The sequence below is a fragment of the Streptomyces sp. NPDC042364 genome (assembly GCF_056437585.1).
Window position 1 is genome coordinate 319,831 of record NZ_JBWKAJ010000002.1, and the last position, 18,093, is coordinate 337,923.

Consider the following 18,093-nt stretch of genomic DNA (forward strand, 5'->3'; position numbering starts at 1 on the left):
CCGAAGGAGGCGAGTGCATGGGTCTGATCACCGAGGTGCTGCTGCTGCCGTTCGCACCGGTGCGCGGCAGCCTCTGGGCGGTGAGACAGGTGCTGGCCGAGGCCGAGCGCCAGTACTACGACCCGGCGGCCGTCCGTGCCGAACTCGCCCGCCTCGAGCAGCGGCTCGACGCGGGCGAGATCGATGAGGAGGAGTTCGACCGCTTGGAGGACGAGCTTCTGGAGCGGCTGGAGATCAGTGCGCGCAGAAGCTCAGGAAACGGCGACGGGACGACATGATGAACCGAGTGGGACTGGGCCTCGCTGTCGGGGCCGGATACGTCCTCGGACGTACGAAGAAAATGAAGCTCGCCTTCGCGATAGGCACGATGGTGGCGGGCAAGCGGATGCACCTCGGCCCGCGGGCGATCGCGGACCTGGTGTCCCAGCAGCTGAAGGACAATCCGCAGGTCAAGGAGATGGGCGACCAGCTGCGCGGTGAGCTGCGCGGGGCCGGCAAGGCGGCCACCGGAGCGCTTATCGAACGCCAGATCGAAGGTCTCGCGGATCGGCTGCACGGCCGCACCGCACAGGTGCGCGACCAGCTCTCCGGAGCCGCCCCCGACGGGTCGGCGCGCGATGAGGACGACGACGCGTACGAGGGTGAGGACGAGGACACCGAGACCTCCGACGAGCACGACGAGCACGACGAGGAGGGCGCCGACGACCGGTCCGGCGCCGACGGCGCCGAGGCCGCCGACGAGGAGCCGGAGCCGGAGCGCGGCAGGCCGGCGAGGAAGACCGCGGCGAGGGCCGCCAAGAAGGCCCCCGCGAAGAAGTCGGCCGCCCCCGCCCGCAAGGGCACGGCGAAGAAGGCCGCCGCCAAGAAGACGGCCGCCAGGAAGACCACCCCGGCCAAGAAGACCGCCCGCAAGACCACCCGGTCGCGGGCCACGAGGGGAGGCGGTGGCGATGACTGAGACCCTGGGTGCGGCGACCGGCCGCGCGACGAACACGGCGAAGGGCGCGGCCGACACGGCCAAGGGCGCGGCTGACACGGCCAAGGGCGCGGCGAGCGGCACCCCGCTCTCCGACCTCGCCCACAGCCCCGCCGTCGACCATCTGAAGGACGAGGCCCGTGAGTTCATGGCCGCGCAGGCCCAGCGGCTGCTGGCCGGCGTGGGCCGCAAGCTCGGCGAGACCACCGGCAAGCTGAACGACATCGCCGACGGCGAAAGCCCCGGTTTCGCCAAGCTCGCCCTGGACGGCGGCCGCAAGCTCGCCGAGGGCAAGGGGCCGCTGCGCACCGCCCTGGAGCTGGGCGCGGGCCGGGCCAAGGACAGTGTGATGGGTGCCCTGAAGAACCTCGGCGGCGGCAAGGGCGGCCGCCGCGGGGGAGCGGGCAGCAAACCCACGGTGATCATGGAATCCGTCGACGTGGGCGTCCCCCTGCGCACCGCGTACGACCGGTGGACCCAGTTCCAGGACTTCAGCACCTTCGCGAAGGGCGTCAAGAGCGCCGGCCGGTCGGACGACACCCACTCCGACTGGCAGCTGAAGGTCTTCTGGTCCAACCGCAGCTGGAAGGCGCACACAACCGAACAAGTGCCCGATGATCGGATCACCTGGACATCCGAGGGTGCCAAGGGCACCACGAAGGGCGCCGTGTCCTTCCACGCCCTCACGGACAACCTCACCCGGGTCCTGCTGGTGATCGAGTACTACCCGAAGGGACTGTTCGAGAAGACCGGCAACATCTGGCGCGCCCAGGGCCGCCGTGCTCGGCTGGACCTCAAACATTTCGCTCGCTTTGTCACCCTCAAGGGTGAAGCGGAGGAGGGCTGGCGCGGGGAGATCCGTGACGGCGAGGTCGTGCGCTCCCACGAGGACGTCGTGGCGGAGGAGGAGCGCGACGAGGCCCAGGAAGGCGAAGAGGCCCAGGAAGGCGAAGAGGCCCCGGACGACGGCGAGGCCCGCGACGAGGACGAGGACGTCTACGAGGACGAGGACGTCGACGACGAGCCCCGGGGCGCCGACGAGGCCGACGAGGAACCCGACGAGTACGCGGACGAGGACGAGGAGGGCGCCGAGGACGCGTACGAGGAGGACCCCGAGGCCGAGGAGGACGCGTACGAGGAGGACGTCGAGGAGGACAGCGACGAGGAACCGTACGACCATGAGGACGAGGAACGGGCCGCTGGGGGCGGGAGCCGCCGGTGACCTTTCCGAGCCGAGTCCCCGAGCCGTACGGCCAGAACGGAAGCGCCAACCTGGCCGACATCCTGGAGCGTGTACTGGACAAAGGTCTGGTGATCGCGGGCGACATCCGGATCAACCTGCTCGACATCGAACTGCTCACCATCAAACTTCGCCTCATCGTCGCCTCGGTCGACAAGGCGAAGGAGATGGGCATCGACTGGTGGGAGACCGACCCGGCCCTGTCGTCGCACGCCCGCCGCGACGAGCTCTCCCGTGAGAACGCCGAGTTGCGCGCCCGGCTCGCCGAGCTGGACGACGGCCGGCCCCGGCGTGAGCCGGAGCCGGCCGTCGAGCGCGGCCGTGCCAGAGAGGAGCCCTCATGACCGGACTGCGGTATGTGTACGCCGTGTGCCGACCCTTCGACGCGCCGCTCCAGTCCCAGATCACCGGGGTCGGGGGCGCCCCTCCCCGGCTGCTGCGCCACCACGACCTGATCGCCGTGGTCAGCGAGGTGCCCGAGCGGGACTTCGCCGAGCAGCCGCTGCGCGCGCATCTGGAAGACCTCGACTGGCTGACCGAGACCGCCCACGCCCACCAGAACGTGATCGACGCGCTCACCGTCGTCACCACGCCCCTGCCGCTGCGGCTGGGCACCGTCTTCCACGACGACAGCGGCGTACGGGTCATGCTGGAGGCCCGCGAGGAGGGCTTCCGCCGCACCCTGGACCGGCTGACGGGCCGGGTGGAGTGGGGCGTCAAGGTGTACGCGGAACCGGAGACCGAGGAGCCGCCCCGGGAGCCGGCGAAGGTGGCCAGCGGGCGGGACTATCTGCGGCAGCGGCGGCGCAGCCGACAGGTCCACGAGGAGATGTGGCAGAGGGCCGAACGCTTCGCCCGCCGACTCCACGAGACCCTCTCGGAATGCGCCGAGGACACCCGGCTGCACGCCCCCCAGAATGCCGCCCTTTCCGGTGCGCCCGGCCGCAATGTACTCAATGCCGCCTATTTGGTGCCGCGCAGTGTTTCCGAGGAGTTCGTGGAACTCGTGGACCGCACGAAGAACGAGGAACCCGGATTGCGCGTGGAACTCACCGGACCCTGGGCCGCCTATTCCTTCAGTGGTGAGGAGCCCGGTGAAGGGGACTCCGGTGGCATGAGTGGAGAGAATTCGTGACCGTCATAGAACGCCGGGAAGTCGCCCTCGTGGACCTGCTCGACCGGCTTCTCGCCGGCGGGGTCGTCATCACCGGTGACCTCACCCTGCGCATCGCGGACGTCGACCTCGTCCGGATCGACCTGAACGCGCTCATCAGCTCGGTGAACGCGAATGTGCCCGCACCCTGGGGAGGCAGTGAGTGACCGGCCGCAACCGCCTCGAACTGGAACCCGACACGGTGGAACGCGACCTGGTCAAGCTGGTCCTGACCGTCGTCGAACTGCTGCGTCAGCTGATGGAGCGGCAGGCGGTGCGCCGCTTCGACACCGGGGAGCTCACCGAGGAGCAGGAGGAGCGCATCGGGCTCACCCTGATGCTGCTGGACGACCGGATGACCGAGTTGCGCGAGCGCTACGGACTGCGGCCCGAGGACCTGAATCTGGACCTCGGGCCGCTCGGACCGTTGCTCCCCAGGGACTGACCCGCCGTTCGGCGGGCCGGTCCCCGGGGTGTCACCTCACCACCTGTACCAGCGGCCCCTGCCTCCGGATGCGTTCGTACCGCGCAGCAGGAATCCGAGGAGCCACAGGACCAGAACGGCCAATGCGATGTACCAGAGAATCTTCACCGCAAATCCGGCGCCGAAAAGAATCAGCACCAGCAGCAGTACCAGCAGGATGGGAACCATTATGCGAACCTCCTGATGGTCCGTGTTTCCAGAATTCTCGGTTTCAGGCCGGCTTGCGGCAGAGAATTTCTCCGTGCAGCACGGCGAACCAGCCGTCCTCCTGCCGCCCCCATTCCCGCCAGGCGGCCTCGATCGCGCGCAGCCGCTCCTCGGTCGCGTGTCCGCCCTCGGTGGCCCGCTCGGCGTACGCGGAGGCGACCGTGCGGTCCGCCCACAGACCGCTCCACCAGGCCCGCTCCTCGGCGGTGGAGTACGTCCAGGTGGAGGAGGTGGCCGTGATGTCGGTGAGCCCGGCCCGCAGGGCCCAGGACCTCAGCCGGCGCCCGGCGTCCGGCTCGCCGCCGTTCGCCCGGGCCACCCGCCGGTACAGGTCCAGCCAGTCGTCCATCCCAGCCGACTCCGGGAACCATGTCATCGCCGCGTAGTCGGAGTCGCGGACCGCGATCAGGCCGCCGGGTCTCGTCACCCGCACCATCTCGCGCAGCGCCTGCACCGGGTCGCCGACGTGCTGGAGCACCTGGTGCGCGTGGACCACGGAGAAGGTGCCGTCCGGATGGTCCAGCGCGTGGACGTCGCCGACCGCGAACGCCACATTGGTCAGGCCCCGTTCGGCGGCCGTGCTCCGGGCCCGGTCCAGGATGCCGGGGGCGTGGTCGACGCCGGTGACGTGTCCGTCGGGGACCAGGGCGGCGAGGTCCGCGGTGATGGTTCCGGGGCCGCACCCGATGTCCAGGACGCTCATGTGCGGTTTCAGCGATCCGAGGAGGTACGCCGCCGAGTTGGCGGCCGTCCGCCAGGTGTGCGAACGCAGTACCGACTCATGGTGCCCGTGCGTGTAGACGGCGGTCTCCCGTGACTTCGGCATGACCGTTCCCCTTCTGCAGGTCCTGGGGGAACCGTACGCACTCCTGCCGAATAATGAGACCGCCGTCTTGAATAATGGACTGCCGGTCAGTCCGTGGTCGCGTCCTCGGAGGTCAGCCGAGGGGCCGGTAGACCGTGAGTGCCTCCGGGAGCTTCCGCAGCGTCAGATCGCCGTGCACCTCGGTGACTTCGCCGTCGTACGCCAGCGGGGTGCCCGGCGTGACGCCCTCGACGCGCAGCCGGCTCACCCGGACCGCGGCGTGTGCGGGGGAGCGGGTCAACGGGCCGGCGAGCGCCGCCGCCAGCAGCCGCAGCGCCGGGCGGCGCCCGCCGTGCACCACACGGACGTCGAACAGACCGTCGGCGAGGTCGAAACGGTGACCGGGGGCCAGGCCCAGCCGGTGGTACGTGCCGTTGCCGGCGAAGAGCAGCCAGATCGGGCGCGGCCGGCCCTGGAAGGTGGCCTGGAGCGGGTGCCGGTCGGAACGCAGGACGCGCAGTGCCGCGATCACCCCGGCCGGCCAGCCCCCGATCACCCGCTCCCAGCGCTCACGCTCGCGTACCAGCTCCGGATACACCCCCACGCTGAAGGTGTTGACGAAGTGACCTTCCGTCTCGCCGGACCTGAAGTGCCCGACGTCCACCCGGACGGCCTCGCCCTGGCGCAGGGCACGGGCGAGATCGCGTACGTCCTCCACGCCGAGGTCGTGCGCGAAGTGGTTGAGCGTGCCGCCCGGCAGCACGGCCAGGGGCAGACCGTGGCGCAGGGCGACCTCGGCGGCGGTGTTGACCGTGCCGTCGCCGCCGCACACGCCGAGCACCCGGGCGTGGGCGGCCGCCTTCTCCAACTCGGCGCGCACATCCTCCGGTGCGCACTCGACCGTCTCGGCGCCGGGGAGCGTGTCCCGCAGGGCGCGTACCCGGTCGGCCGTCCCCGAGGCGGTGTTGGCCACCATGACCAGGCCCTCGCCGTCCCGCAGCGCGGGCGCGTCCGCGCGAGGGCGGCCGGGAGGCGCGAGCTGGTCGCGGGTGGGCACCATGCCCCGCACGGCGTAGGCGGCGCCCACGCCCAGGGCGGCGCCGACCAGCACGTCACTCGGGAAGTGCACGCCGGTGTACACACGGGACAGCGCGACGGCGGTCGCGAGGGGGGCGACCACCGCGCCCCAGCCGCGGGACTCCAGCGCCACACCGGTCGCGAAGGCGGCGGCCGACGCGGAGTGGCCCGACGGGAACGACGTGGTGATCGGCTGGCGCTTCAGCTGGCGCATCACGGGAACGTTGTCCAGGACCGGACGGGGGCGGCGCACCGTGCGCTTGCCGAGGGTGTTGATCGTCGCCGAGGCGAGGGCGAGGGAGGCCACACCGCGAACGGCCGCCCTGCGTGCCCTCGGGCTGCGGGTGGCGGCGATCGCGGCCGCCGTGGCGAACCAGAGGACGCCGTGGTTGGCGGCGCGGCTCAGCCTCGGCAGCATGGGGTGGGCGCCCGGCCACTCGCGGGTCGCCACCGCGTTGAACAGGCGGCTGTCCGCGGCGAGGAAACGGTCCCGGAGAATGTGGTGGCCCGGGAGGCGGACGGTGAGGTCGACGTCTGCGGTCATGGGTCCACGGGTACCCCATGGTGCGCGAACCCTGTCGGGCGGGGTCCGTTCGGCGAGTCCCGGGCGCCGGGCACCCCGGTGCCGCGGCCATGCCGGCGGACGGCTCCGCCCGCAGCCCGGCGGGCACGAGGCAGGCCACGGCCCGGCGGCACGAGGCAGGCCACGGCTCGCCGTGCGGGACCGCCCGGGGAATCGGTTTGCGTCCCGGATCTCGGGGCTCGGAGAATGCGGCGCATGGGATATCTCGAAGCCGCGCATCTGGAGTACCACCTTCCTGACGGGAGGGCCTTGCTCGGCGACGTGTCCTTCCGGGTGGGGGAGGGCTCGGTGGTCGCCCTCGTGGGGCCCAACGGGGCCGGGAAGACGACCCTGCTGCGGTTGATCTCCGGCGAGCTGAAGCCGCACGGGGGGTCGGTCACCGTGACCGGCGGGCTCGGCGTCATGCGCCAGTTCGTGGGGTCCGTACGGGACGAGACGACCGTCCGGGATCTGCTCGTCTCCGTGGCGCAGCCCAGGATCAGGGAGGCGGCCCGGGCGGTCGACGAGGCCGAGCACGCGATCATGACCGTCGACGACGAGGCGGCCCAGCTCGCCTACGCCCAGGCCCTTTCCGACTGGGCCGAGGTCCGCGGCTACGAGGCCGAGACGCTCTGGGACATCTGCACCACCGCCGCGCTCGGCGTGTCGTACGAGAAGGCCCAGTGGCGGCAGGTGCGGACGCTGTCCGGCGGTGAGCAGAAGCGGCTCGTGCTGGAGGCGCTGCTGCGCGGCACCGACGAGGTGCTGCTGCTCGACGAACCCGACAACTACCTCGACGTCCCCGGCAAGCGCTGGCTGGAGGAGCGGCTCGCGGAGACCCGCAAGACCGTGCTGTTCGTCTCCCACGACCGGGAACTCCTCGCCCGCGCAGCCGAGAAGATCGTGAGCGTGGAGCCGGGGCCCGCGGGCGCCGACGCCTGGGTGCACGGCGGCGGCTTCGACACGTACCACGAGGCCCGGCGGCAGCGGTTCGAGCGCTTCGAGGAACTGCGCCGCCGCTGGGACGAGAAGCACGCCCAGCTGAAGAAACTCGTGCTCACGCTCCGGCAGGCAGCCGCGGTCAGCCACGAGATGGCCTCACGGTACGCCGCCGCCCAGACCCGGCTGCGCAAGTTCGAGGAGGCCGGGCCGCCGCCCGAGCCGCCGCGCGAGCAGGACATCACCATGCGGCTCAAGGGCGGCCGTACCGGCGTACGGGCCGTCACCTGCGCCGGGCTCGAACTGACGGGGCTGATGAAGCCCTTCGACCTGGAGGTCTTCTACGGCGAGCGCGTCGCCGTCCTCGGCTCCAACGGCTCCGGCAAGTCGCACTTCCTGCGCCTGCTCGCCGGCGAGGAGGTGGCCCACACGGGACAGTGGAAGCTGGGCGCCAGGGTCGTACCCGGGCACTTCGCGCAGACGCACGCCCATCCCGAGCTCCAGGGGCGGACCCTGCTCGACATCCTGTGGAAGGAGCACGCGCAGGACCGGGGCGCCGCCATGTCACGGCTGCGCCGCTACGAGCTGACCGGACAGGCCGAGCAGTCCTTCGACCGGCTCTCCGGCGGCCAGCAGGCCCGCTTCCAGATCCTTCTCCTGGAACTCCAGGGGGTCACCGCCCTGTTGCTCGACGAGCCGACCGACAACCTCGACCTGGATTCGGCTGAGGCCCTCCAGGAAGGTCTGGAAGCCTTCGAGGGCACGGTGCTCGCGGTCACCCACGACCGCTGGTTCGCGCGTTCGTTCGACCGCTATCTGGTCTTCGGCTCCGACGGCCGGGTCCGCGAGACGCCGGAGCCGGTGTGGGACGAGCGCCGCGTGGAACGCGCCCGCTGACCGCACACCGGCTCACGCAGAGGCCGGCTTCGCCCGGTGCGCGGACCCGCCGCGCGCCGGGCGGCCGGGGTCACTTCCAGCGCAGCAGCGCGCCCAGGCCGCCGACCGGGACCTCGGCCTCCGCGGCCTCGGGCGCCGGAGACACGGAGATCGCCGGAGCACCGGTGGTCACCACCGACCGCAGCAGCGCGTCGTCCGCCCGGGCCGACCGGGCGTCGTCCTCGGAGAGCCCGAGCGTCCGCAGCTCCGTACGGCGTACGGCCAGCTGGTCCGGGTCCTCGCCGACCCACAGCGCCCGGTGCGTGTCGGGCCCCTCGGCGCGGACGAGCAGCTCGTCGATCCGGTGCTCGCGCGCCGCCTCCACCAGGTCGGCCACGTCCTCCACGGCCCCCCGGCGCCCCTCGGCGTCCGCGCCGCGCGCCGCCAGGAACCGCTCGACCTCGTCGGCGGCGCGCCGGCGGACGTGCTCGGCGCGGATCCGTGCCACGTCCTCGTCCAGCAGCCTGCTGCCCGCCCCGTGCGGGGCCTCGACCACCCGGTCGAGCAGCCGCTGCGGCAGCCGGTCCCGCACGGCGTGCCGCTCACGGTCCTCACCCACGAGGATCAGCAGATCGGCGCGGGTGTCCTCCTGGCACACGGCGAGCGCGTCGGCGACCTCCGCCGCGTTGTGCTCCCAGGTGTTCTCCACCCGCAGCTGGAAGTGCCGCTCCGACCAGTCGACCGTGCTCGTCCGGTGCACCGGCCACTGCCGCCCGGTCACCGAGCCGGCGTCCTCACTGCCGAGGGCATCGCGAGCTCGAACCGGGCGCCCCGCCGGTCCACGTACGCCACCACGCACACCGGGTCCTCCCCGGCCAGGTCCAGCAGCGGCGCCGTACGCGGCAGCGGCGCCCAGAACGCCTGGTTCGCCGGCGGCGGCGCGGCCGGCGGCGGATCGAGGACCACCCGGCCCTCGCGGGCGAACAGCGCCCGGCCGTGCGGCTCGGTGTCGTGCCGCAACTCCTCCACCGCCTCGTGCACGGCCCGGCAGGTCGCCTCGTCCGCTCCCTGCTCGGCGAGCTCACGGGAGACGGCGGCCGCGGTCAGGGACCGTTCCCGGGCCATGGACTCCGAGGGCGCGGACGTACCGACGTACACGGAGGCCCAGGGCCCGGGATGTTCGTACAGTGGATGGAGAAACGCGAGATCCATGGCTCCCTCCCGGATGCCGCTCGGGGTAACGCTTGCCGGGCGGGTACCCGGACCTCATGGAGGAACACGAAGATCGGGGTACCACCATGACCGGAGTGCACCCGGACCAGCTGGACGACCAGCAGCTGATGAAGGAGCTGGAGTCGATCCACCGGACCCGCCACGACACGCTGCTGCACGGATCGCCCGAAGCGCTGCGCACCCACAACGAGCGGATGGCGCAACTGGAGGGCGAGTACCTGCGCCGTCATCCGCGCCGCCCGGTCGTCTCCGGGCGGACGCGCGACGGCGCCCGCGACCGAGGACCGGGGCCGTCATGAGGCGTATGACTTCCGACCCGACCGGCGCCGGTGATACCGACGGCACGGGCGGCGACACCGGCCGCACCGGCACGGCGACCGCCACACCGGCCGACAACGCGGCCGACCACGCGGCCGAAACGGCGGAGCCCCATCCGCTGCTCGCCTGGCATGCCGAGGCCCAGAACCTGTTCGGCGCCCGTGTGCACGCCGTCCGCGACGACCAGTGGGGTGCCGGCACCCCCTGCGCCGAGTGGACGGTCCGTGACCTCGTCAACCACCTCGTCTCCGAGCAGCTGTGGGTGCCGACCCTGGTCAGGGACGGCTGCATGATCGAGGAGGTCGGCGACACGTTCGACGGGGATCTGCTGGGGCACGATCCGGCCGCGTCCTGGGACACGGCGGCCCGTTCCGCGCGGGAGGCGTTCACCGCGCCGGGGGCGCTCGAACGGACGGTCCATCTGTCGTACGGCGACACCTCGGCGACCGCGTACTGCGCGCAGATGATCGCGGATCTCGTCGTCCACACCTGGGACCTGTCCCGGGCGATCGGGGCCGACGAGCGGCTCCCCGAGGGACTGGTGACGTTCGCGACGGAGGAGATCGCGCCGTACGCGGGGGATCTGGAGAAGAGCGGGCTGTTCGCGGCACCGGTGGAGCCGCCGGCGGGTGCCGACGCACAGACCGCGCTGCTGTGCCTGCTCGGCCGTCGGCCGTAGTGCTCCGCCGAGCGGCCGCCGGCCTGCGAGCGGCCCGGTGCGAGCGGCCGGAACCGGCAGGGGGCGCCCTCGGTCCGTGAGGGCGCCCCCTGGGGGTGTGCCGGCCTCAGACGGCGGCCGTCTGGAAGGCCTCAGACGGCGGCCGTCTGGAAGACGTCGAGGAAGGCCTCGCAGAACGCCTTCAGGTCGTCGGGCTTACGGCTGGTGATCAGCTTGTTGGGGCCGTGGTCGCAGACCTTCACCTGCTCGTCGACCCATTCGCCGCCCGCGTTGCGGATGTCCGTGCGCAGGCTGGGCCATGAGGTGAGGACCCGTCCGCGGACCACGTCCGCCTCGACCAGCGTCCACGGCGCGTGACAGATCGCGGCGACCGGACGTCCCCGCTCGACGAACTCCCGGACGAAAGAGACGGCCTTGTCGTCCATCCGCAGGAAGTCCGGATTGGCCACCCCGCCGGGCAGCACCAGGGCGTCGAACGACTCGGCGGGCGCCTCGCCCACCACGTCGTCCACGGCGAACGTGTCCGCCCTGTCCAGATGGTTGAAGGCCTGGACGTGGCCCGGCTTCGTCGACACCAGCACCGGCTCGTGACCGGCGTCCGTCACCGCCTGCCAGGGATCGGTGAGTTCGATCTGCTCCACACCCTCGGGTGCGGTCAGGAATGCGATACGCATACGCGTTCGGTCTCCTTTCTGGTCGGACCGTTCCGGTCTCCTCGGACGTGCTCGGCGTCCTTGGAGGCCTTCGGTGTCCTTGGACGTCTTCGGTGTCCTTGGACCGTCGCGGGCCCGTCATGGGGGCGGCTCGTGTCCTCCCCCGAGCGGGTCAGACCGGGGGTCCACCCGGCCAGGTGTCCGGTTCGGCCCGGCTGATGCCGGCCGGCGCCGAATGCGGTTCCTGCGCGACGGCCAGATCGCCCAGGCTCACCATGCCCACCGGGTGCCCGTCCGCCAGGACCGGAAGACGGCGTACCGCGTGGTCGCGCATCAGCGCGACCGCGGCGGACACCGCGTCGTCCGGGCCGATCACCACCGGGTCCGGGGTGCAGACGGCCTCGGCGCTCACCGTCAGCGGGTCCACGCCCTCGGCGACGGCCCGCAGCGTGATGTCACGATCGGTCAGGACCCCGATGAGCTGCTCGTCCAGGGTGACCAGGACGCCCCCGACGTCCCGCGCGCGCATCAGCTGCGCCGCTTCCACGAGTGAGGCGTCCGGGGGGACCGCCACGACACCGGGCGTCATGACGTCCCTGACGAAAACAGCCATGCTGATCGGCCTCTCGTTTGCTGCTTCCGGGCCGCGGGGCACTCCCGCGCGGGGTGACGACGCCCGCAGTACCCGCGAGCCGGGCGGCCATGCGTCTTCGCCGTGTGCGGGTTGCGTGCCCGCCCGGTCACCGCGTCCGGCCGCCGTCCGGGCCGCCGGCCACCGCCTCCGCGAGCTGGTGGACGGAGTCGTAGCGTGCCTTCTTCGGCAGCCGTTCCAAGGGTTCGACGAGGTTGTCCGGGGCGTGCCGGTCGCGCAGTACGCGGATCAGCTCGCCGGGCCTGGCCGGGAACGACGTACGGCCCAGCACACGGGCCAGGTCCAGGCGCAGCGCCTCCACCCGGGCGGGCGCGCGGCTCGGCGTCACCGGCCCGTGCGCGACCTCCGGGTCGTCCTCGGCGTACGGCTCCGGGTCGTGCCACTCCTCCGTCCGGGTGGGGTGCCCGGATCGGAGCAGCCCCTGCAGTTCGTGCTTCATCTCGTCGTCGCGGTGGACGTTCAGCCGGTCGCTGCCTCGCTGCATGATTCCCCTCCAGGGTTCGCGTGGCCCCCGCGTACCCGAGGACCCGGCGTCGACACGGCCTTTCCGGCGGCCGGTTGCGGTCGCGGTCCCGGGTTCCGCTTGCCGCCCGGGTTTGCCCGTCCGCGCAGGGGAGACCCGGCCGGAAGCCCCCCACCGCACATTCCCTCGGGAAGGACCGGGCCCATGGCGGTGATCGCTGTGATCATTCCGATGCTGATGCTTGGCGCCGTTCTGGCGCTGGGCCGCTACGAGGAGCTGGTGCTGCCGCCGGCCGACGACGCCGACCGGCCCGAGCCGGTGGTCCCGGCCGGCTGACGGACACCGGGGCGCGGGCGTCGGTGCCCCGCACCGGCGCGGCCGCAACCCGGCCCGATCTCGACGGCCCCACGAAACGGGCGGCCTCACCGGGCCTCCCACACCGGCCGCACCCAAGCCTCCCGCCCTCCGGCCCTCCCGTCCTCCCGCCCTCCGGCCGGCTACGGGCCTCGGGTTCTGTGGCCCCGGCCTCGGGCTCTATGCCAGGACCTTGCAGCAAGCCGCTCGGTCAGATGGCGGTGGTACGGCGGTGGTGCGGGCGACGGATCGGCCGGGGCGGCCCCGCAGGGGGCCGCCGGCCACTACCGCTTGCCCCTGGGCTTGGTGCTCGGCAGGAACTCCTGCATCTTCGCCTTGAAGCCCTGCTTGATCATGGACCCCCGGTCCGCGTCGCCCTTGAGGATCGAGGCGGCCGTGGCCTCCATCTGCTCCCAGGTGGCGTGCGGCGGGATCGGCGGGACCGCCGGGTCGGTGAGGAACTCGACGACGGCGGGGCCATCGGCCTCCAGGGCCGCGCGCCAGCCCGCCTCGACGTCCTCCGGCTTCTCGACCCGGATGCCGGTCAGGCCCAGGGAGCGGGCGAACGCCGCGTACTGGACGTCCGGCAGTTCCTGGGACGGCAGGAACGACGGTTCGCCGCCCATCGCCCGCAGTTCCCAGGTCACCTGGTTCAGATCGTGGTTGTTCCAGATGCCCACCACCAGCCGCGGGTCCTCCCAGGAGTCCTTGTACTTGGCCGCCGTGATCAGCTCCGCCAGACCGTTCATCTGCATCGCGCCGTCCCCGACCAGCGCGATCGCCGGACGGTCCGGATGGGCGAACTTCGCGCCGATCGCGTACGGCACGCCGCAGCCCATCGTCGCCAGCGTGCCCGACAGCGACGACCGCATGCCGTCCCGCAGGGTCAGATGGCGGGCGTACCAGTTCGCCGCCGACCCCGAGTCCGACGAGATGATGGCGTCGCCCGGCAGCAGCGGGTCGAGGGCGTGGGCGACGTACTCCGGGTTGATCGGATCGGCCGACAGCTCTGCACGCCGCGCCATCACCTCACGCCAGCGGGTCACGCCCGCGCACACCTCGTCGTACCACTCCCGGCCCCGCTCCGGGTCGATCAGCGGGATCAGCCGCTCCAGTGTCGCCTTCGCGTCGCCGACCAGGTTCACCTCGTACGGGTAGCGCATCCCGACCATGTGGGGGTCGATGTCGATCTGGACCGCCCGCGCCTTGCCGTACTCGGGCAGGTACTGCGAGTAGGGGAAGGACGAGCCGATGGTCAGCAGCGTGTCGCAGTCGCGCATCAGCTCGTACGAGGGGCGCGTGCCCAGCAGGCCGATCGAGCCGGTGACGTACGGCAGCTCGTCGCTGAGCGCGTCCTTGCCGAGCAGGGCCTTGGCGACCCCGGCGCCCAGCAGCTCGGCCATCCGCCGGACCTCGGCGCGGGCTCCGGCGGCGCCCTGTCCGACCAGGATGGCGACCTTGTCGCCGGCGTTCAGGATCTCGGCCGCCCGCTCCAGCGACTCCTGCGAGGGAACCGTCGTCCAGGAACCGCTGTCCAGGCTGGAGGGGACCATCTTGAAGTCATGGGTCGGCGGCGAGTAGTCCAGCTCCTGCACATCGCCGGGGACGATGATCGCGCTGGGTGCCCGGCGGGCGTAGGCGGTGCGGATCGCCCGGTCCAGGACGTTGGGCAGCTGCTCGGGCACGGTCACCGTCTCGACGAAGTCCGAGGCCACGTCCTTGAACAGCGTGTGCAGGTCCACCTCCTGCTGGTACGAGCCGCCCATCGCGCTGCGATGCGTCTGGCCCACGATCGCGAGCACCGGCACATGGTCCAGCTTGGCGTCGTACAGCCCGTTCAGCAGATGGATCGCGCCCGGCCCCGAGGTCGCCGCGCACACCCCGATCCGGCCCGAGAACTTGGCGTAGCCGACCGCCTGGAACGCGGACATCTCCTCGTGCCGTGACTGGATGAACCGGGGCCGGTCCTCCGCCCGCCCCCAGGCGGCGAGCAGCCCGTTGATGCCGTCACCTGGATAGCCGAATACGTGTTCGACTCCCCACTCGCGCAGCCTGCGCAGGATGTGATCGGCGACATACGCGCTCATACTGGACCTCCCGGGGTGTTTTTCCCAGTGCCGAGTCACCCGGTGGCGAAGAGGAAAACCTGGGTGTGTTTGCCGCGTGTGAAGCGGGGCAGGCGCACCACAGTGCTTCGGACAGGAGGCACGTCCGTGGGATAGGCGTTCGATCCTTACATCACGGGTGTGCCCTTATGTGCATGTCCGCGCCCCCCACGGTGACCGTCCACCCCAGAGCACATCCAGGGAGTTGCGACGCACCATGCGTACTCAGGCAAGCGCGAAGCGCCACCCGCACGACGACGCCCCCGACACAGCGGACGCGTTCCGGGAACTGGCGACGCTTCCGCCCGGTCCGGAGCGGGACGAACTGCGGGGACGGATCGTCGAGGCGTGGCTGCCGATGGCCGAGCGGCTCGCCGGCCGGTTCCGCAGCCGCGGCGAGAGCTACGAGGACCTGCGCCAGGTCGCGGCGCTCGGCCTGGTCAAGGCCGTCGACCGCTACGACCCGGAGCGCGGGAACGCCTTCGAGAGCTATGCGGTACCCACCGTCACCGGTGAGATCAAGCGCCACTTCCGCGACCACATGTGGACCCTGCACGTGCCGCGCCGGGTCCAGGACCTGCGCAACCGCGTGCGGTTCGCCAGCCAGGACCTCTCCCAGACGATCTCGGGCCGTCGGCCCACCGTGGCCGAGATCGCCGCACACGCCAACATGAGCGAGGAAGACGTACAGGTCGGCCTGGAGGCCCTGGAGAGCTTCACGGCGCTCTCCCTGGACGCCGAACTGCCCGGGAGCGAGGACGGCTACTCGCTCAGCGACGCGCTGGGCGCGCCCGACCCCGCGCTCGACACCGTCGTCGACCGTGAGGCGGTCAAGCCGCGGCTGGCGGCGCTGCCGGAGAGGGAGCGGGCGATCCTGTACATGCGCTTCTTCGGCGACATGACGCAGAGCCGGATCGCCGAGCAGCTGGGCATCTCGCAGATGCACGTCTCCCGGCTGATCAGCCGGTGCTGTGGCCGGTTGCGGGACCAGGTGATGCAGGACGTGGGAGGCTCCTCCAACTGAGCCGCACAGGCCCGGCCGGCCGAGCCATGGCGCTCGGCCGGCCGGGCCGTCGCGTTCGGAGGCCGAGCGCCTGGGGCCCTCCTGCCGGGTCTCCGCGGCGTCAGGTGCCTGCCCCGCGGGTGCGGCGGTGGGGTCCGCTCCCGTTCGAGCGGAGCCGGGACGGGGGAGCGTGCATGGCGGGGCAGGGCAGACGGAATGGTCAGACACCCCTTATGCATCGCCCATGGCCAGGGCTATGTGGCGGGACATCGTGTCCATCGCCCGGGCCTCGGCCATCGAGAAGGCCAGGCGGGCGCCCGAGCGGAAGAGGGTGAGGACGCCCTTGACGGTGCCGTCGGGAGTGGCCAGGGGGACCGACAGCAGTGACGTGACGTCCGCCCGCACCAGCACGGGGGCGCCCGTGGCGTCGTGGCCGAAGGCGTCGGGGTCGGCAGGGCGGACCTGGAGGGCGGTGGAGCCGTCCCGGGTGGCCGCCACGACCAGGGGGCAGGAGGCCGGGTCCTGGTCCGCGAGCAGGCTCGCCTCCTTGCCGGAAGGGGCCAGCACGGTCGCACGGGCCGGCCGGGGGGACGTCGTGTCGGCCACGACCCAGTCGGCGAAGCGGCCGTGCAGGACACGGGCCGCACGGTCGAGCGCCCCGGACGCGGGCGCGGTGAGCAAGGCCGTCGTCATGGCGTCCAGCAGATCCATGAGCGCCGCGTGGCGGGTCGTCTCCGTGAGATTGGGCAGGGGGCGGGCGGGGCCCTCCACGGAGGGCATCCGGTGGCCCGCCGGTTGCAGGACGACCAGGACGGCGGTCCGGGGCTCACCGCTGGGCCGCAGCGCCGTCAGCGTCGCCCGAACCGGAACCGAGGGGCGCTGCTGGAGGTGCACGGTGATGCTGCGGTCGCCCTCGCCGCGGGCCACGGCGGCGACCTGGCCGCGGACCGCGCTCCGGTCGGCGTGCGCCAGGAACCCGGTGAGCGGGCGACCGGTCGCATAACCGGCCCGTACGCCGGTGAACGTGCTCGCCGCCTGGTTGAGCCGGCGCACCACCGTCTCCCGGTCCAGCAGGGCGATGGGCAGCGGCAGCTCTTGGAAGACGGCCTTCAGTAAATGGTGTTCCTGCGCGGCCGAGGAGGTCCCGCCGGGCGGGCGGGCGTTGAGCCGCTCGTACCATGGCCACAACTGGTCGGCCACATGGTCGAGTTCGAAGATCGCCGCGTCCAGCACCGTCGGCAGAGCGTCGGCCGGCACCGATCTGGCCGTCTTGAGTTCCGCGACCCGGCGTACGAAATCCGCCAGCTGCTCACCGAATTCGTCCGTCTGAGCCATGCGACGAACGTAACGCGTGAGGGGCGCTCACGGGGACGGTGTGACGCAAGGCATCGCACCGGCCGTCCCCATTCGTTTTCCGCGCGGGCGAGCGGGAAGGCGACCCGGGGAGAGGAGGCGTGCAGCATGCCGGAAACCGAACACGCCGGCCTTCTGAGCAGCGAATCACCCGAGTCGGCCCTTCCGGCGAGAAGGCTCTCCCAGCTCGTCGAGCACGCCGCCCGCTGCACCAGCGACTGCTGCGGGGCGAGCAGCATGGTCTCCGACGACGGTGTCGAACGCCCCGCCGCCGTCACCCACCCCGACCTGGCCGGACTGGTCGCGGTCCAACTCCGCTCGGGGGACGGGCCGATACCGGCCGCGCTGGAACGCGGGGAGCCGGTCGACGCGGCGGACCTCCTGCGCGACGAACGGTGGCCGGACTTCCGGGCCGTCGCCCTCGACGCGGGCGTGCGGTCCAGTGTCACACTGCCGTTCAGGCGGCCGGGGCTGACCGTCACCCTCAGCCTCTACAGCTTCCGCCCCGGTGCGCTGGAGGACGTGCCGCGAGGGCCGGCCCGCGCGCTCGGCGACCTCGCCGCGACGTGCATCGTCCACGACCGTTCCTACCGGGCCGCTCTCACCGAACTCGACCAGCTCGGCACGGCGCTGCGGACACGGCCGGTCGTCGACCAGGCGTGCGGCATCGTCATGCACGTCCTCGGCTGCGACGCGGACGCGGCGTTCACGGTGCTGCGGCGCATCTCGCAGGGCACGAACCGCAAACTGGCCGACGTGGCCTCGGCGGTGGTGGAGAAGCGGGGGAGGGGACTGGAACGGGAGTTGGTGTCCCTTTCCGAGTGAGGCGGGGAGCGGACGCCTCAGGGCTCGGGGCCGCGGGTGCGCCGGCGAGAGCGGGTGGTGCGCCGCCTCCCGCGCGGCTCCGCGCGCCCGGGAAGGACGGGCCCGCGGCCGGCGCGCACACCCCGTCACCCACTCG

At 72.2% G+C, this 18,093-nt stretch carries 21 protein-coding genes and 1 pseudogene; 13 read left to right on the forward strand and 9 right to left on the reverse strand.

Annotation, left to right across the window (positions count from 1 at the left end):
• Positions 1–17 precede the first annotated feature (17 nt).
• Genes AC067N_RS04725 through AC067N_RS04755 form a run of 7 tightly spaced genes read left to right on the forward strand, consistent with a single transcriptional unit; the run spans position 18 to position 3,814 of the window.
• The gene (locus tag AC067N_RS04725) at positions 18–278 is read left to right on the forward strand and encodes a gas vesicle protein GvpG (protein ID WP_478677441.1); all 261 of its coding nucleotides are present in this window, start codon (positions 18–20) and stop codon (positions 276–278) included.
• On the forward strand, positions 278–958 hold the full coding sequence (locus AC067N_RS04730) for a DNA primase (RefSeq protein ID WP_478677753.1): 681 nt from the start codon (positions 278–280) through the stop codon (positions 956–958). The genes AC067N_RS04725 and AC067N_RS04730 overlap by 1 nt, the downstream gene beginning before the upstream one ends.
• Complete coding sequence (locus AC067N_RS04735; RefSeq protein ID WP_478677442.1) at positions 951–2,198, forward strand: SRPBCC family protein; 1,248 nt, start codon at positions 951–953, stop codon at positions 2,196–2,198. The genes AC067N_RS04730 and AC067N_RS04735 overlap by 8 nt, the downstream gene beginning before the upstream one ends.
• Positions 2,195–2,560 carry a gas vesicle protein gene (locus AC067N_RS04740; RefSeq protein WP_055512022.1) on the forward strand — a complete coding sequence of 122 codons (366 nt, stop codon included), beginning with the start codon at positions 2,195–2,197 and terminating at the stop codon, positions 2,558–2,560. The genes AC067N_RS04735 and AC067N_RS04740 overlap by 4 nt, the downstream gene beginning before the upstream one ends.
• Positions 2,557–3,351: a GvpL/GvpF family gas vesicle protein gene (locus AC067N_RS04745; protein ID WP_478677443.1), complete on the forward strand. Its 795-nt coding sequence runs from the start codon at positions 2,557–2,559 to the stop codon at positions 3,349–3,351. The genes AC067N_RS04740 and AC067N_RS04745 overlap by 4 nt, the downstream gene beginning before the upstream one ends.
• Positions 3,348–3,536, forward strand: a complete 189-nt coding sequence (locus AC067N_RS04750; protein WP_055512018.1) for a gas vesicle protein — start codon at positions 3,348–3,350, stop codon at positions 3,534–3,536. Before AC067N_RS04745 ends, AC067N_RS04750 begins: the two co-directional genes overlap by 4 nt.
• Positions 3,533–3,814, forward strand: a complete 282-nt coding sequence (locus tag AC067N_RS04755; RefSeq protein WP_055539027.1) for a gas vesicle protein K — start codon at positions 3,533–3,535, stop codon at positions 3,812–3,814. The genes AC067N_RS04750 and AC067N_RS04755 overlap by 4 nt, the downstream gene beginning before the upstream one ends.
• Before the next feature lie 36 nt (positions 3,815–3,850).
• On the opposite strand, the gene AC067N_RS04760 is transcribed toward AC067N_RS04755, so the two are convergent.
• The 3 genes from AC067N_RS04760 to AC067N_RS04770 form a co-directional block, all read right to left on the reverse strand.
• Positions 3,851–4,021 (reverse strand): hydrophobic protein, encoded by a 171-nt coding sequence (locus AC067N_RS04760; protein WP_478677444.1) that lies wholly within the window; start codon positions 4,019–4,021, stop codon positions 3,851–3,853.
• Positions 4,022–4,064: 43 nt separating this feature from the next.
• Positions 4,065–4,886, reverse strand: a complete 822-nt coding sequence (locus tag AC067N_RS04765; protein ID WP_478677445.1) for a class I SAM-dependent methyltransferase — start codon at positions 4,884–4,886, stop codon at positions 4,065–4,067.
• Between the two features lie 112 nt (positions 4,887–4,998).
• The gene (locus AC067N_RS04770; RefSeq protein ID WP_478677446.1) at positions 4,999–6,486 is read right to left on the reverse strand and encodes a phosphatase PAP2 family protein; all 1,488 of its coding nucleotides are present in this window, start codon (positions 6,484–6,486) and stop codon (positions 4,999–5,001) included.
• 234 nt (positions 6,487–6,720) lie between these two features.
• Between AC067N_RS04770 and AC067N_RS04775 the strand changes: the two genes are divergently transcribed.
• A complete protein-coding gene (locus AC067N_RS04775; protein WP_478677447.1) occupies positions 6,721–8,340 on the forward strand; it encodes an ABC-F family ATP-binding cassette domain-containing protein in 1,620 nt (539 codons plus the stop codon).
• Between the two features lie 70 nt (positions 8,341–8,410).
• Here AC067N_RS04775 and AC067N_RS04780 read toward each other — a convergent pair.
• Positions 8,411–9,531 (reverse strand): annotated as a pseudogene (locus AC067N_RS04780) (baeRF2 domain-containing protein).
• An 86-nt stretch (positions 9,532–9,617) separates the two neighbouring features.
• On the opposite strand from AC067N_RS04780, the gene AC067N_RS04785 reads away from it, so the two are divergent.
• The gene (locus AC067N_RS04785) at positions 9,618–9,851 is read left to right on the forward strand and encodes a DUF6158 family protein (RefSeq protein ID WP_478677448.1); all 234 of its coding nucleotides are present in this window, start codon (positions 9,618–9,620) and stop codon (positions 9,849–9,851) included.
• Positions 9,852–9,856: 5 nt separating this feature from the next.
• Positions 9,857–10,549, forward strand: a complete 693-nt coding sequence (locus tag AC067N_RS04790) for a TIGR03086 family metal-binding protein (protein ID WP_478677754.1) — start codon at positions 9,857–9,859, stop codon at positions 10,547–10,549.
• A gap of 131 nt (positions 10,550–10,680) precedes the next feature.
• On the opposite strand, the gene AC067N_RS04795 is transcribed toward AC067N_RS04790, so the two are convergent.
• The 3 genes from AC067N_RS04795 to AC067N_RS04805 all read right to left on the reverse strand — a co-directional run bounded on the left by AC067N_RS04795 (position 10,681) and on the right by AC067N_RS04805 (position 12,338).
• Positions 10,681–11,223: a type 1 glutamine amidotransferase domain-containing protein gene (locus AC067N_RS04795; protein ID WP_478677449.1), complete on the reverse strand. Its 543-nt coding sequence runs from the start codon at positions 11,221–11,223 to the stop codon at positions 10,681–10,683.
• A 151-nt stretch (positions 11,224–11,374) separates the two neighbouring features.
• Positions 11,375–11,815 (reverse strand): CBS domain-containing protein, encoded by a 441-nt coding sequence (locus AC067N_RS04800; protein WP_478677450.1) that lies wholly within the window; start codon positions 11,813–11,815, stop codon positions 11,375–11,377.
• A 127-nt stretch (positions 11,816–11,942) separates the two neighbouring features.
• Complete coding sequence (locus AC067N_RS04805; protein ID WP_478677451.1) at positions 11,943–12,338, reverse strand: DUF2795 domain-containing protein; 396 nt, start codon at positions 12,336–12,338, stop codon at positions 11,943–11,945.
• 183 nt (positions 12,339–12,521) lie between these two features.
• Between AC067N_RS04805 and AC067N_RS04810 the strand changes: the two genes are divergently transcribed.
• Positions 12,522–12,653 carry a hypothetical protein gene (locus AC067N_RS04810; RefSeq protein ID WP_478677452.1) on the forward strand — a complete coding sequence of 44 codons (132 nt, stop codon included), beginning with the start codon at positions 12,522–12,524 and terminating at the stop codon, positions 12,651–12,653.
• A 302-nt stretch (positions 12,654–12,955) separates the two neighbouring features.
• Here AC067N_RS04810 and AC067N_RS04815 read toward each other — a convergent pair whose 3' ends face one another.
• On the reverse strand, positions 12,956–14,758 hold the full coding sequence (locus AC067N_RS04815) for a thiamine pyrophosphate-requiring protein (protein WP_478677453.1): 1,803 nt from the start codon (positions 14,756–14,758) through the stop codon (positions 12,956–12,958).
• A gap of 235 nt (positions 14,759–14,993) precedes the next feature.
• Between AC067N_RS04815 and AC067N_RS04820 the strand changes: the two genes are divergently transcribed.
• Positions 14,994–15,800: an RNA polymerase sigma factor SigF gene (locus AC067N_RS04820; RefSeq protein WP_478677454.1), complete on the forward strand. Its 807-nt coding sequence runs from the start codon at positions 14,994–14,996 to the stop codon at positions 15,798–15,800.
• Between the two features lie 210 nt (positions 15,801–16,010).
• On the opposite strand, the gene AC067N_RS04825 is transcribed toward AC067N_RS04820, so the two are convergent.
• A complete protein-coding gene (locus AC067N_RS04825; protein WP_478677455.1) occupies positions 16,011–17,114 on the reverse strand; it encodes a PAS domain-containing protein in 1,104 nt (367 codons plus the stop codon).
• 126 nt (positions 17,115–17,240) lie between these two features.
• Between AC067N_RS04825 and AC067N_RS04830 the strand changes: the two genes are divergently transcribed.
• Positions 17,241–17,957 carry an ANTAR domain-containing response regulator gene (locus tag AC067N_RS04830; protein ID WP_478677456.1) on the forward strand — a complete coding sequence of 239 codons (717 nt, stop codon included), beginning with the start codon at positions 17,241–17,243 and terminating at the stop codon, positions 17,955–17,957.
• The last annotated feature ends 136 nt before the right edge of the window (positions 17,958–18,093 follow it).